A 13,528-nucleotide genomic window follows, 5' to 3' on the forward strand; every position below is an offset into this window, starting at 1 on the left:
TAAATCAAGTTGCCATGTCACTGAATACTCGTCCTAGAAAAGCGTTAGATTGGCTTACACCATTAGAGAAATTTGCTCAGCTTGTTGATTATCATAAGACTTTTCAAACTGTCGCACCTCATGTTTGAATTCGCCAAGCTACACAGGAGGTTTCATTATATCTTCCACTCGGACTGGGATAAGTTTTACATAGAATTAATAACTTATTATTACCATTTTTTAGCATACTATCTGTTTAATCCCACTATCTTATTTCTTTTAAAAATTTTTCTTCATATTACTATAAAATATACAAAATATAAACGACTTATTTCTCTTTAAATTACTCGATATTAACTCACTTTAACTTTCTAAGCCCCGATAATAAATGCTCACCTACCCATCGCCCACTTGCCATACACGCCGTCAGCAGATAGCCACCTGTCGGCGCATCCCAGTCGAGCATCTCACCGCAAGCATAGATCGCACGGCTATTTTTTAGCTTTAAATTTTCATCCAAAGCCTTTTGCTTGATACCACCCGCACAGCTTATCGCCTCCTCGATCGGACGAAAGCCTTGCACATTGATGGCAAGCTGTTTGATGTGTTGTGCCATTTTCACATGATCGTTCCAGTCGGACTTTTCCACAACATCACGCAGCAGCGCAATTTTGGTTTTATCCAAACCGATACGTTGCCATAGCGTATTTAAAGACAGCTTTTTGCCGTATTGTAACTTTTCCAAAAGCTCGAACTGACTGAATGCAGGAAGCAGATCGAGATAAAGTTTTGCTGTTTTCAAGCTGTCGCCACTCGTGCTGAATTGTTCACGCAAGGCACGATTACAGCGATAAACCAAACCACCTTCCAGACCATAATGGCTAATCACCATCTCACCAAACTGTGGCGCATCACCGTCCGCCCATGCACGAATGCGCTTTAACGGTTGTCCAAAATGCGCCTGCATAAAGTCTGACCAAGCCACACAGACACCGACATTACTGGCTTGGAACGGTTCAATCTGCGCATCATCTAACCACGACTGCCAACGTCCATCGCTACCAAGATGTGACCACGACACTGCACCACATGCCAACACGATAGCATCGACCTGTTCAGTACGAGTTTGATTATTTTTGAGATCACTGTTTTTCAAGTCAATGACGGTGATTTCACCATCTTGAATATGACTGACTAGATAACGATAGTGAAAAGTTACCCCTTGATTTTGCAGTCGTTTTAACCATGCTCGAAGCAGTGGCGCTGCTTTCATCTCATTGGGGAAAATCCGCCCTGAACTGCCGATATAGGACTCGATGCCTAAGCCCTGCATCCATGCCTGAATATGCTCAGCATGGAACGCCTCGACCATCGGACGAAGCCACTCGGCATGATCGTAACGATCAATAAAATCCGTAAGTGGCTCATTATGGCTAATATTTAGCCCTGTCTTGCCCGCCATGAGGAATTTACGTGCTGCCGATGGCTTTTGCTCATAGATACTAATGTCAAAATCGCCACGTTCTGCCAAAACCTCTGCACACGCCAATCCCGCAGGTCCTGCACCGATGATGGCGACTTTACGCTTTATTATCATTGTCTTGCCCTAAGCGTGGCGGTACATCATCGAATCGAGTTTGATAGCCTTGTGGTTTGGTGATGATGATTTGCTGACACAATTCGCCACGCTCTAAATACTTTATTTCAAAGTGCGTTCGTGCAGAGTCTTGTGGGATGGTTTGTACTTCAAAGGGTAATTTCCAGACTTGTTCTAACTGCTCAACCGCTTCCGCAATGTACTCTACAATATTACTCGCCAAAGTGATCGTGCCACCAATCTGCAAACGTGACAGTAAATATTCAAAAAATGGCATATTCAGCCAACGCTGTGTTGAGTTATGCGGTTCAGGATTTGGGTAAAGCAGGAAAATCTGTTGTAACTGTGCAGGATACAGCGCATGCACCACCCACGGAATCGCATCGGCATGAATCGTTGTTAAATTCTCTAAGCCTGCTTCACGCTGTGACTTCTGCATCGCTTGATATTTTTCTGCCGTGCGTTCGACTGCGATCAATTGCAGATTTGGATGATGCGATGCAAATAAACAAGCATGTTTTCCTTTGCCTGCGCCGATTTCGAGGCAAACTGGATGATTTTCCACCACTTGATTTTCAATTGGTCGAAATTTGCGAGGTGCTTTTAAGTAGTGTGCTTGAAATGGGCGAATATCAGGATAAGTCATGGACGGCAAATACATTTAAATACGGCTTTGGATGTGCGTCAGTCTAGCAAGTGCGCTACAATTTGTCTGTGCTTCTACGCAAGTTATCTATTTTTCTTATCTCATCTTTCACTCGTAAAATTATGACTGACCACAATACCTCAACTTCAGCAAATCCAAAATCTTTTCCCTGCCCACGTTGCGGTGAAGCAAGCCGTTGGCAAGACAATCCTTACCGCCCATTCTGTTCTGAGCGTTGCAAGATGGTCGATTTTTCTGCATGGGCAAATGAGGACTACAAGGTCGCATCAGAAGACAGCCCATCACGTGTCACGCCTGAGCACGATCAAGACTAACAGCGCATTCATTCAAAATATGTCCAAACCCAAAATGTTACAACGTATTAGTTTTGTCGCCAAATATTGTCAGTAAGTAACTCTTTTTTGTATAGTCGTTTCTCATAAAAATGATCAGTTCTGTTTAGTTCCCAACCATTGTGTAAAAGCTATGGGGGATGACTCTACTCACTGATCAAGATTAAATTAGCATTATGCACAAGCCAAAATAATTAATGCTAATGAAATAAATACTTTACACAACGGCGTGTAAAAAGTTTCAAGATTAGGGGTAAAACGATGCGTCAATTCTTATTCGCTATGGGATTTGCGTTCTTTGCAATGTGTACATCACAGACAAACGCAACGACTTTGACGAAACAAAGTCTTGCCAAGCAAGAAGTCATTGATACGCAAAAGTTAAAAACGATTTGGCAGGATTATCAAAAAAATATTCAGCAAATGAATCAGGAAATTCCAAGCCTACAAGCTGAAAAAGATCAACAAAAACGCAATGCACGTGTCTAAACCTTCAATCGCAATTTGGAGCAATCCAAAGCCTTATTGAAGCATTTGGTTTTATCCAATCAAACCGCAGTGAAGCTACGTCAAAGTATGACGAATCATGCAACCAAATATCAAAACGTGTTTAAACTTGCCACTTTGGACAAGACAACGTCTTCTCAGCGCAATACTTTTGAACGGCTCAATGCACAGACCGATGTCATCTATCAAAATATGCAAAAAACCGCTTCACAATTGCCTAATTAATATGTGAATCATGCTACTGAAATAAAGAGTTAGCCAGCTTTGCTCGATACAAATGGGTTAAATTGCTTTTCATGCCCAACGCTACTGGTTGGACCATGCCCACAGATAAATTGAGTATCATCAGGTAGCGTATAGACTTGCGTTTTGATCGATTCAATCAAAGTATCAAAGTCACCTTTTGGAAAATCAGTACGTCCAATTGAGCCTTTAAAGATCACATCACCTGTCCATAGAATATTCATCTCGGCGCAGTAAAACATCACATGACCTGGTGTATGCCCTGGTGCAAAGCGCACTTCAAAAGTATATTTCCCCAAAGTCAAGGTATCGCCACCCTCAAGCCACTGATCAACCACAACTTTTTCGGCAACAGGAAAGCCATACTGACGACAAATATCTTGTAGCGCATCAATCCAAAATTCATCTTCACGATGTGGTCCAATCACAGGTGCTTCGTAGACTTTTGCCAATTCACCGACTGCGCCAATATGATCAACATGCCCATGGGTATTCCATAATGCTTTCACTGTGACACCGAGTGCTTCGACTGCTTGCTGAAGTTTTTCCGCTTCACCACCTGCGTCGATCAACACCGCTTCCAAACTCTCATCATCCCATACAATGCTACAGTTCTGTTGAAAAGGTGTCACAGGAATAATTTGGCAACGTAACATAAACAACCTCTAGTCAATCAATCGGTGATTTTTGGATAATTTTAAACTACGAGCCTAAAAGTTAGGATAGTAATTGCTCACGACTGGCATTCAACTGTGCCTGAATCAGCTTTGTAAATACGGCAATATGATCATCTCGAACATTTAAGGCAGGAATATAGGCATAGCTTTGTCCACCATGCTCAATAAAGATATCACGATTTTCCACCTCAAGCTCTTCAAGCGTTTCCAAGCAATCTGCTGAGAATGCAGGACTCATCACTTGTACAGATTTCACACCTTGACTCGCCCATTCTTTTAACAGCTCACTGGTATAAGGCTTGACCCACTCTTGCTTGCCAAAACGAGATTGAAAGCTAATCGCCCATTGCTCATTTGATAGTCCTAATTGCTCGGCAACTAAGCGAGCAGTTTCTCGACAACGATCAGCATAAGGATCGCCTTTATCTGCATAAGGCTGTGGAATACCATGAAAAGACATCAGTAATTTGTCTACTTGACCATGTTCGGTTTGAAAATCTCGTACGCTCTGCGCAAGCGACTGAATATAGTCAGGATGTTGATAATAGTCCCGAATAATGGAAAGTGCAGGTAAATTGCGTTGTTTTAATACCCATTGACTCAGTGCATCATACAGTGGCGCACTTGAGGTTGCGGAATATTGCGGAAATAATGGCATCAAAATGATTTGATCAGGCATATCATCGCTGAGTTGTGCTAATACCTTGTGAATACTAGGCTGACCATAAGTCATTGCAGGAATGACTTGCAGATTTAAATCTGGATTTTGCGCCAATAATGATTGCTCAACCAATGCGACTTGTTGATTCAATATCTTGCGCATTGGCGAGTCATCTTGCCAAATACTGGCGTAGTTTTTTGCCACAGCTTTTGGTCGAAACGGTAAAACAAAGAGATTGAGAATAATCTGCCACAGCAATTTGGGAATCTCGATTACCCGCTGATCAGAAAGAAACTGTTTAAGAAAGGCACGAACCGCTTGTGGCGTTGGTGCATCAGGTGTGCCGAGATTCGCCATAATGATCACGATGCGAGGTTGAGCTGATTTCATAGCAGGTTTCATAAAAGCAATTGCACAAAGAGTTTCAAACTATATTAATTCAATTGGCTTTAAATTTCAGCAAATAGACTTCCGCTAATTTCTATCATCGAAATAGAAAAAATAAATCAACACAAACGCTTACATCAAAATAGATACTGTCGATTAGCGTTGACGGCTTATTTTCAACGCTGACGGCTTATTTTCAACGCTGACGGCTCAACACACGCTCTGCATCATCAGTTAAGCGCCAATAGACACGAGTACCCGAACCCATATCTGCCTGCGGAATAATCCAATTATTCCATTTCATTTGTAGTTTGAGCTGTTGCAAACTTCGAGTATCGACATGTGTTCTAGATACCGCATGTACTCGGGGCATGACTTTACGTGCTTCTTCCAAAGCGATGCCTTCAAGGTAGCTGTTCATCACTTTGATGAAGTTCATCTCTAGCGTCGGTTGCTTAAAGTGTGGCGCCAAGATTTTTAACGCTTCAAGCCAAGTCAGCTCTATTTGTGGTGTAATGTCTTTAAGATTACCGTCTTGATAAGCTTGGGTGCGATAATGTAAGTTAAACTTCTGTTGCTCATTTTGATCCGACTGGCTAAATGACGCTTCTTGACGTGTACGAATCAGATTTTGTTCTAGCTCCGCAACTTTTTCACGTAAGCGCACGATCTCGTTTTGCAATACATCATTGGATTTTGGTCTGATCCAGCCAAGCACTGGATATTCCGTTTTGGCTTTTTGGAAGACATTTCGTACATTACGTTCAAAATCAAGTAAGCTACTGTACTCTTGAAAATATTTACTTTCAGACTTTAATAAATCCACAAAGCCTGTGCGTTTTTTAATAATCTCAGGATCTTTATCCGTACTCGCTTTGGTGCTGATAAAGCTTAAAATTGGCTTTTGCTTATTGACTGCATACAGAAAGTCGAGATGCAAATAACTAATCCCTGAAGCGGATAACTCACCATACTCATCACCCAATACAAAAACCACATAGTCACACTCATCCATTTGACGGCGTGCTTGTGCTGTGTTCAGTGAGTTGCGAGCTTCATTAAACTGCCACGGAAATGCCCCTAAGTTGAGCAATGTATATTCTAATTTTAAACGCTCCGCCTCGACACCTTGAAATGCCGTGGAGATAAATACATGATAACGCTTATCAGACATGAAAATTCCTTATCACCTAAACCGTTGCCATTCATTTATTTCGGAATGAAAATTGAAAATGAATCAGACTTGTATGATGCACGACACCGCATCAAGACGGATTTAGGTCAACACACTACTAATGATTCTAAAACATTTTTAAAATCATTACCCCTTTAATTTTGCGACTTTTATCACACTTTTGAAAGATTGCTGTATTTAAATTGTTGTACTGCAACTATTGTGCTTTTCTTAATCGCCTGTTTAGCATGCCTGAAATCTTAATAATTAGAAAGATCACTTAGTCGGATAGTCACTTTATTTTGTAGCAGATGCGTGACCACAGCTTGCATTTGCTGTGCGTTGTTACCACTCAGCACACACGGAATCTCAAAATGATCTAAAGCCATTTCTCGGGTGAGCTGATGTTTTTGTAGAATTCGACCACATTGCCGTGCCACTGCTTGCCCTGAATCGACCAAGACCAACCGATCGCCATACAGTCGCTCTATCGCAGGTTTTAAGAATGGATAATGCGTACATCCAAGTACCAAATGATCCGCACATGCATCAATCACAGGCTGTAAGCATTGTTTTAAGGCAATCATACATTCTGCATCTAAGACTTTACCTTGCTCAACCAAAGGCACCAAGTCCGTGCAGGTGGTATTCATCACCTTGACACCCGCAGGCAAAGCAAAATGCTGCACCACGTCTTGAATCAACTTGCCTCGTAAGGTCGCTGGTGTTGCTAGTACAGCAATCACTTTGGTCTGTGACTGAATCACTGCAGGCTTAACTGCAGGGACTAAACCAATAATGGGAAACTGCTCGCCGTAATACTGGCGTAAATAATCTAAGCTAAATGCCGATGCAGTATTACAAGCAACAATCGCGGTTTTACAACCTTGTTGATAGAGCCAATCAATCGCTTGTGCGGTAAAGCGACGAATTTCCTCATCACTGCGTGCGCCATAAGGCACATGTGCTGTATCGGCGAAATAGAGAATTTGTTCATTCGGTAAATAGTGATGCACATCCATAGCCACAGACAAACCACCAATGCCTGAGTCAAAAATCCCAATGGGTGAGTTTCGATCTGCACCATTTGGCAATGCGACATCATGCTCAAGGGCTTGGCTTGATGCAGAGCTTAGGCTTGACTGTGAAGACGAATGAGCAGACATATAAGACTAAAAAATAGATGATAAAAATTTGAATAAACTGTAGGCATCATACGCCGAATTTGCAAAGAAACCATAGCTGAATTTGTTATCTTCATGCAAAGAAAAGCAAAGCTTTGAAGTTTTGATAAACCACTTATTCAGACATACCCAAGACGTACTCGATATCCCCACTTCGCAGTTTTAAACACGTGCCATCGGACATTTCAGAAAGCTCACCATAATTCACCAAATGATAGAATACATTACGCTGTACTAATGCTTCGAGTTCGTAGCGGACTTTGACATAAGGGCGCACTTCGTCATCGAACGCTCGCATATAGATCGGATGATCCGCATCAAGAACAAAGACATCCTGATTTTGCGTGGTCATTTGCAGATATTGCTTCCCATCGACTTCTATTTGATCGACCGCACTGATAAGTAGTGGCGCATCTTCCACTTGGATTTTGATTTTTTCTACTGGCGTCTTTAGGAAGAATTCGTCACCTTCTCGCCATAATATTTTGGCAAATAGATCGACCATCTTTTGACGTCGAATCGGTCGCCCTTCGTGCCACCATTCACCGTTGGCTTTGATCACCAAATCCATCTCGCCACAATATTCTGGATGCCACTTTTCCAACGGTGGAATACTGCGATCATGCGAAAACTGCTGTAGATAACTGGCAATATTTTCAAAATTTGCCTGAACTGCCATAATTTACATCCTCTGACTCGTGCGTCATTAGCACCTGAAAAATCCATTTTTTCCAACACTTATGCACGATTGACATGAAAATTAGTTGTGCTTGCCAATTGGCTAAACTGCCCTTTGAAATTATAATAGCGCAATACTTATGTGACACGATGTTAGTTTTGTGTCTATGCTTATCCAAGTTTGTTGGTTTTCATCCCCTTGAGTCAAGGATGGAGCAAGACAAATACCCAATATTCATGGCAGCACCGAGTTGAAAAAAACGATTCGACAATGCGGTTGCCACCGTCAATGATTTGAGGAGTCCTACATGGAGCACATCGAACGTGAATCAATGGAGTTTGACGTTGTAATCGTCGGTGCAGGGCCATCTGGTCTAGCTGCGGCGATTCGTCTTCGTCAGCTTGCAATCGAAAATAACCTACCTGATTTATCAGTATGTGTGGTGGAAAAAGGCTCTGAAGTCGGTGCCCATATTCTTTCAGGCGCAGTGCTTGAGCCACGTGCCTTAAATGAACTTTTCCCAAATTGGAAAGCAGAAGGTGCGCCTGTCACTGTTGAAGTCAAAGAAGACGAAACTTACTTCTTATTGTCTGAAGAAAAATCACAAAAAATGCCTCATTGGATGGTGCCAAAATCCATGCACAACGATGGCAACTATGTGGTTTCACTCGGCAACGTGGTTCGTTGGCTTGGTCAAAAAGCAGAAGAACTTGAAGTATCCATTTTCCCAGGTTTTGCCGCTTCGGAAATTTTGTATCATGAAGATGGTACGGTCAAAGGTATCCAAACTGGCGACATGGGCATTGGCAAAGATGGCGAACCAACCCATAACTTCACCCCAGGCTATGAGCTTCATGCAAAATACACGCTATTCGCAGAAGGTTGCCGTGGACATCTTGGTAAGCGCTTAATTGCAAAATTTGGCTTAGACAAAGATGCTGATCCACAGCACTACGGTATCGGCATTAAAGAACTTTGGGAAATCGACCCTGCAAAACACAAACCAGGTTTGGTGATGCACGGTTCAGGTTGGCCTTTGGCGGAAACTGGTTCATCTGGCGGTTGGTGGTTGTACCACGCAGAAAACAATCAAGTAACTTTGGGCTTGATCGTGGATTTATCTTATGAAAATCCACACATGTACCCATTCATGGAAATGCAACGCTGGAAAACCCATCCACTGATCAAACAGTATCTAGAAGGTGGTAAGCGTATTTCTTATGGCGCACGTGCTGTGGTGAAAGGTGGTCTCAACGCATTGCCGAAACTGACTTTCCCAGGTGGTTGCTTGATTGGGGATGATGCAGGTTTCTTGAACTTCTCAAAAATCAAAGGCTCTCACACTGCAATGAAGTCAGGCATGCTCTGTGCTGAAGCGATCTTTGATGAAATCAAAGCAGGCGCTGAAAAAGGTGGCGACCTCATGGTTGCGCGTGTGCTTGAAGGCGAAGATCACTTTGCCAAAGAAGTTTCGACCTATACGCAGAAGTTTGATAATAGCTGGCTCAAAGAAGAATTGCATCGTGCGCGTAACTTCGGTGCGGCAATGCATAAATTCGGCCTATGGATCGGTGGTGCGTTTAATTTCGTTGATCAAAACATTTTCCAAGTGCCATTTACCTTGCATGATCTAAAACAAGATTATGCGGTGCTGAAAAATGTCGATGCGGTGAGCTTTAAACCGAACTATCCAAAACCAGATGGCAAGCTGACTTTTGACCGTTTGTCTTCGGTATTTGTATCAAATACGGTGCATGAAGAAAATCAACCTGCTCATTTGAAACTCACTAATCCTGATATTCCAGTCGATGTGAATTTACCAAAATGGGATGAGCCTGCACAGCGTTACTGCCCTGCGGGTGTCTATGAAATCATGGAAAATGATGACGGTTCGAAGCGTTTCCAAATCAACGCTGCCAACTGTGTACATTGTAAGACCTGTGATATCAAAGACCCGTCACAAAACATCACTTGGGTTGTACCTGAGGGTGGCGGTGGTCCTAACTATCCGAATATGTAGGCTGAAAAATTTACTTTTTCACTTGCGGCATGGCAAGACAATGTCTTGCCATGCCTCATCTTGCGAGGCAATGACTCTCACATCCGAATATGTAACTTGATTACTAATAAAAAATCCGAGCTAATGCTCGGATTTTTTATGATTCGTCCTCATCATGAAAGGTTACTTTGTTTTGGAACGGTGTAATCTGATAAAAAGGAGCTATAAGCCTTCTATTTTATAAGACTATGAACTAAATTTTCTCAAATAACTCTGTAGCAACCTTCCTAGCCAAATTATCTTTATCAGCATCTAGTTCTGATAAATCTATAGCATATTGGATTGCCTCACGACCTGCGACTTCCATAGGTCCATAGTCATCATAATCCTCACCTGTATAAGCATTGTACGCTCTAAAATCATCCTGCGTGAAATCAACTCCGCACATTTGAGCTAAGTAGATGTATAACCATGCTTCGCCATGATTTTTGAATATTTTTTCATAAAGGAAGTATTCAATTGCACTCGTATCACCACGATTACACAGGTACAAAATCTGGTTGTAAACTGTTTCCTTGTCTGCATTCAAATTAATTTCATGAAGATTCATAGGTGAATTTTTAACATAAGATTCAAAGTGTTCAGCTTGCTTTATGTATTCTTCAAACTTTTTTTTATTTTTCTTAGTCTTATTAGAATAGATATATTCTTGTTTATGATTGTCCCAACGACTTCCAAAATTTGAGCCATGTAGACCATAAGGAGCAATCTGATTTGCTAAATAACGATAGTACCCGCCAAGTACAGCATAAGCATCAACGTTCCCACGATCTTTCGCATAAGATAAAATCTTCTCAAAATTATCCCCAATTTTTGAAAACTCAAAATAATTACCCTCAAATTCTAGCTCATCCACTTCACCATTTTCAAAATCAATATAACTTATTTCTTCTCTTACTGCATTGAAGTTAATAACTTCTAAGTTAAGCCATAGAAGTTCTTGATAGACAGTTTTAGAAATCGACAAATAAAACTCTTCTGAAGCATCTAACTTCAGTAAAACCTTAAGTCTTATAATAATTTTTCTAATCTGCTCCAGTAAGGCATTACCCTCATAATCATCCCAATGAAGGTCATCTTCACTATAATTTAAATAATCTGTTTCAGGTGGATTTTCCAATATTTCTAGAGTTAGAGCATCAACCAATTCGTGCTGATAATATTCTTCAGAATCATCATATTGAGCTTCAAGTAAAAGATTTTGAGCAACAAAAGAGCTATAAGTCTTATAGTCTTGATCTAAAGCAATTAATTCATAGATATGTGAGCGGCTAATCTTTACAGAATGCTGATCCTGAATTTTCTTAGATAATTGAAATGCGAATTCTTGAATAGACATAATTTTCTCTACTTCCAACTCTAAACTCTTTATACAAAGAATACTTGGTGTCATAAGACTTCTAGCAACGCATGTTTAAATGCTAAGAACCAAACGAGTTGATACTTAAGAAAATTAAATTTTAGATATAGCTTTAAAAATTAAACCTATAGTTTTTTATCCCTTTTCTACTCATGCGTAAGTACGGTAGGCGACCTTATTTTTAAAATAATAAATTTCGTATATATTTACAAGTGCCAAAATAGAAAATTTTGCTATAAGCTGAAGGTCAAAAATTCATTGCCTCGTTGCGCCCCTTTCGGAGTATACACCTCAGGTGCAACGCCAAACCATCGACGATCTGATCCTAATAAACCCCAATTCTTAAAATATGCTAAACATTTTTAGCACAGTTTCACGAGGCAAAATACAGTTTTAAAAACATCATCGATTAAAAATAATTCAGTGGCAATTTTAAATAACGCTGTCCATTTTCTTCAGGCTCGGGGAAATGCCCTGCCACCATGTTGATTTGAATCGCAGGTAAGATCAGTCGTGGCATAGAAAGCGTCGCATCTCGCTCATTTCGCATCTCGATAAAGGCCGATTTTTCAGTGTCAGCTTGGATGTGTATATTTTTAGTTTTTTGCGCATGAATATTCGTCTGACATTGAAAATTTTGGCGTGATTCAGGTAAATAATCATGACAAAGAAAAATACGTGTCGTATCAGGTAGTTGATACAGCAGTTGCACCGAATCAAATAATTGCTCTGCGCTACCTTTTGGAAAGTCACAACGTGCCGTGCCGTAGTCAGGCATAAATAAAGTATCGCCGACAAAGACTGCATCGCCAATCACATAGCTCAAACAAGCAGGCGTATGCCCTGGTGTGGGAATGTTATAGCCGCTTAGATTGCCAATTTCGAATGCCTCACCATCGGCAAATAGATAGTCAAAATGCTGTGTGGCATTGATTTGTTTGATGTCTAAATGATAAATCTTGGAGAATGTCTCTTGTACAATGCCAATCTTTGCACTCATGGCGACTTTGCCACCCAGTTTTTGTTTTAAATATTGCGACGCACTGAGATGATCAGCATGGACATGGGTTTCCAATATCCATTGTACGGATAACTTTTCTGATAAAATATAATCCATCATCTGATCGGCATGCGTCGTTGAAGTCGATGCCGACGCCGCATCATAATCCAGTACCGAATCTATAATTGCGCATTTAGAGCTATGAGGATCACTCACCACATAGCTAAACGTATTCGTGTCTTGATGAAAGAATGACTGTATTTTTGCTTGGCTCGTCGTGCTCATGAACGACCTCCAAACCGATTGGCAATAAACATCCCGAGCAACATGGCAATGATAAAGTATAACGCTGAATAATAGCCTAAGCCGATCAATGTCAAACTTGGCGCAGGACAAACGCCCACCAGCCCCCAACCAACACCAAACAATATTGCACCAATGATCAATCGGCGATCAATGTGTTGAACTGTTGGAAGGGCGATTTTTTCACCGAAAATAGTGCGTGGAGATGTTTTACGAACTGCGAGTTGGAATGGTACAAAAGCAATAAGAATTGCACCAATCATGACAAAGGCAAGGCTCGCATCCCAACGACCAAAAACATCTAAAAAGTCTAATACTTTTTTTGGGTTCGACATGCCTGAAAACATTAAGCCGACTGAAAATAGCGCACCAAATAACATTGCAAATAGATTTTTCATCACACTCCTCCTTGCATTAGGTGGCGCATGACGTAAACCGTAATAAAACCTGCAATCATAAAAGTACAAGTTGCTACAATTGAGCGAATAGATAGCCGACTCATACCACAAATACCATGACCACTCGTACAACCAGATCCGATTCGAGTGCCAAAGCCAACCAATAACCCTGCAATGATCAATAATATTGGATGGCTATTTAGTTCAATATCAGGCTGAACGATCTGCGCATAGAAAAATGGTGTAATGAATAAACCAAGTAAAAACCACACAGCAGGCGATTGCATTTGCCCTTGTAAGACTTGAGAAATCAAACCACTA

The 13,528-nt window shown here is 41.1% G+C and carries 15 protein-coding genes and 1 pseudogene; 5 read left to right on the forward strand and 11 right to left on the reverse strand.

What is annotated here, in order from left to right; translation table 11 throughout:
- Positions 1-128 (forward strand): annotated as a pseudogene (locus tag ACE3PQ_RS06540) (IS30 family transposase); the annotation flags it as partial.
- 209 nt (positions 129-337) lie between these two features.
- On the opposite strand, the gene ACE3PQ_RS06545 reads toward ACE3PQ_RS06540, so the two are convergent.
- Complete coding sequence (locus ACE3PQ_RS06545) at positions 338-1,573, reverse strand: TIGR03862 family flavoprotein (protein ID WP_374296317.1); 1,236 nt, start codon at positions 1,571-1,573, stop codon at positions 338-340.
- Positions 1,560-2,237: a DUF938 domain-containing protein gene (locus ACE3PQ_RS06550; protein ID WP_374296290.1), complete on the reverse strand. Its 678-nt coding sequence runs from the start codon at positions 2,235-2,237 to the stop codon at positions 1,560-1,562. Before ACE3PQ_RS06550 ends, ACE3PQ_RS06545 begins: the two co-directional genes overlap by 14 nt.
- Before the next feature lie 107 nt (positions 2,238-2,344).
- Here ACE3PQ_RS06550 and ACE3PQ_RS06555 point away from each other — a divergent pair, with 107 nt between their 5' ends.
- The 3 genes from ACE3PQ_RS06555 (at position 2,345) to ACE3PQ_RS06565 (ending at position 3,307) form a co-directional block, all read left to right on the forward strand.
- Entirely contained in the window at positions 2,345-2,557 is a 213-nt protein-coding gene (locus ACE3PQ_RS06555; protein ID WP_374296292.1) for a DNA gyrase inhibitor YacG, read from the forward strand.
- Positions 2,558-2,836: 279 nt separating this feature from the next.
- Positions 2,837-3,064, forward strand: coding sequence for a hypothetical protein (locus tag ACE3PQ_RS06560; protein ID WP_374296295.1), 228 nt, complete (start codon positions 2,837-2,839; stop codon positions 3,062-3,064).
- 15 nt (positions 3,065-3,079) lie between these two features.
- Positions 3,080-3,307, forward strand: coding sequence for a hypothetical protein (locus ACE3PQ_RS06565; protein WP_374296297.1), 228 nt, complete (start codon positions 3,080-3,082; stop codon positions 3,305-3,307).
- A 29-nt stretch (positions 3,308-3,336) separates the two neighbouring features.
- Here the strand turns inward: ACE3PQ_RS06565 and ACE3PQ_RS06570 are convergent, their stop codons facing one another.
- From ACE3PQ_RS06570 to ACE3PQ_RS06590, 5 genes are all read right to left on the reverse strand, one after another.
- Positions 3,337-3,981 (reverse strand): MBL fold metallo-hydrolase, encoded by a 645-nt coding sequence (locus ACE3PQ_RS06570; protein WP_374296298.1) that lies wholly within the window; start codon positions 3,979-3,981, stop codon positions 3,337-3,339.
- A 61-nt stretch (positions 3,982-4,042) separates the two neighbouring features.
- A complete protein-coding gene (gene hemH, locus ACE3PQ_RS06575; RefSeq protein WP_374296300.1) occupies positions 4,043-5,053 on the reverse strand; it encodes a ferrochelatase in 1,011 nt (336 codons plus the stop codon).
- Between the two features lie 193 nt (positions 5,054-5,246).
- Positions 5,247-6,224 carry a DUF4062 domain-containing protein gene (locus tag ACE3PQ_RS06580; RefSeq protein ID WP_374296302.1) on the reverse strand — a complete coding sequence of 326 codons (978 nt, stop codon included), beginning with the start codon at positions 6,222-6,224 and terminating at the stop codon, positions 5,247-5,249.
- Between the two features lie 260 nt (positions 6,225-6,484).
- A complete protein-coding gene (gene murI, locus ACE3PQ_RS06585; RefSeq protein WP_374296304.1) occupies positions 6,485-7,390 on the reverse strand; it encodes a glutamate racemase in 906 nt (301 codons plus the stop codon).
- A gap of 133 nt (positions 7,391-7,523) precedes the next feature.
- Complete coding sequence (locus tag ACE3PQ_RS06590) at positions 7,524-8,087, reverse strand: DUF1285 domain-containing protein (protein ID WP_374296306.1); 564 nt, start codon at positions 8,085-8,087, stop codon at positions 7,524-7,526.
- 307 nt (positions 8,088-8,394) lie between these two features.
- Between ACE3PQ_RS06590 and ACE3PQ_RS06595 the strand changes: the two genes are divergently transcribed.
- Positions 8,395-10,107: a 4Fe-4S dicluster domain-containing protein gene (locus ACE3PQ_RS06595; RefSeq protein ID WP_374296308.1), complete on the forward strand. Its 1,713-nt coding sequence runs from the start codon at positions 8,395-8,397 to the stop codon at positions 10,105-10,107.
- Positions 10,108-10,339: 232 nt separating this feature from the next.
- Here the strand turns inward: ACE3PQ_RS06595 and ACE3PQ_RS06600 are convergent, their stop codons facing one another.
- From ACE3PQ_RS06600 to ACE3PQ_RS06615, 4 genes are all read right to left on the reverse strand, one after another.
- The gene (locus ACE3PQ_RS06600) at positions 10,340-11,539 is read right to left on the reverse strand and encodes a hypothetical protein (RefSeq protein WP_374296310.1); all 1,200 of its coding nucleotides are present in this window, start codon (positions 11,537-11,539) and stop codon (positions 10,340-10,342) included.
- A gap of 376 nt (positions 11,540-11,915) precedes the next feature.
- A complete protein-coding gene (locus ACE3PQ_RS06605) occupies positions 11,916-12,791 on the reverse strand; it encodes an MBL fold metallo-hydrolase (RefSeq protein WP_374296312.1) in 876 nt (291 codons plus the stop codon).
- Complete coding sequence (locus ACE3PQ_RS06610) at positions 12,788-13,207, reverse strand: DUF6691 family protein (RefSeq protein ID WP_374296314.1); 420 nt, start codon at positions 13,205-13,207, stop codon at positions 12,788-12,790. Before ACE3PQ_RS06610 ends, ACE3PQ_RS06605 begins: the two co-directional genes overlap by 4 nt.
- The coding region (locus tag ACE3PQ_RS06615) for a YeeE/YedE family protein (RefSeq protein ID WP_374296315.1) at positions 13,207-13,528 on the reverse strand (322 nt) is incomplete at its 5' end. The genes ACE3PQ_RS06615 and ACE3PQ_RS06610, both read right to left, overlap by 1 nt.

The organism is Acinetobacter sp. (assembly GCF_041911495.1).
Taxonomy (GTDB): Bacteria; Pseudomonadota; Gammaproteobacteria; order Pseudomonadales; family Moraxellaceae; genus Acinetobacter.

Coding starts and splice junctions, on each gene's coding strand:
- ACE3PQ_RS06550 (WP_374296290.1), bottom strand. CDS start 2,237: ATGTATTTGCCGTCCATGACTTATCCTGATATTCGCCCATTTCAAGCA.
- ACE3PQ_RS06555 (WP_374296292.1), top strand. CDS start 2,345: ATGACTGACCACAATACCTCAACTTCAGCAAATCCAAAATCTTTTCCC.
- ACE3PQ_RS06560 (WP_374296295.1), top strand. CDS start 2,837: ATGCGTCAATTCTTATTCGCTATGGGATTTGCGTTCTTTGCAATGTGT.
- ACE3PQ_RS06570 (WP_374296298.1), bottom strand. CDS start 3,981: ATGTTACGTTGCCAAATTATTCCTGTGACACCTTTTCAACAGAACTGT.
- hemH (WP_374296300.1), bottom strand. CDS start 5,053: ATGAAATCAGCTCAACCTCGCATCGTGATCATTATGGCGAATCTCGGC.
- ACE3PQ_RS06580 (WP_374296302.1), bottom strand. CDS start 6,224: ATGTCTGATAAGCGTTATCATGTATTTATCTCCACGGCATTTCAAGGT.
- murI (WP_374296304.1), bottom strand. CDS start 7,390: ATGTCTGCTCATTCGTCTTCACAGTCAAGCCTAAGCTCTGCATCAAGC.
- ACE3PQ_RS06590 (WP_374296306.1), bottom strand. CDS start 8,087: ATGGCAGTTCAGGCAAATTTTGAAAATATTGCCAGTTATCTACAGCAG.
- ACE3PQ_RS06595 (WP_374296308.1), top strand. CDS start 8,395: ATGGAGCACATCGAACGTGAATCAATGGAGTTTGACGTTGTAATCGTC.
- ACE3PQ_RS06600 (WP_374296310.1), bottom strand. CDS start 11,539: ATGACACCAAGTATTCTTTGTATAAAGAGTTTAGAGTTGGAAGTAGAG.
- ACE3PQ_RS06605 (WP_374296312.1), bottom strand. CDS start 12,791: ATGAGCACGACGAGCCAAGCAAAAATACAGTCATTCTTTCATCAAGAC.
- ACE3PQ_RS06610 (WP_374296314.1), bottom strand. CDS start 13,207: ATGAAAAATCTATTTGCAATGTTATTTGGTGCGCTATTTTCAGTCGGC.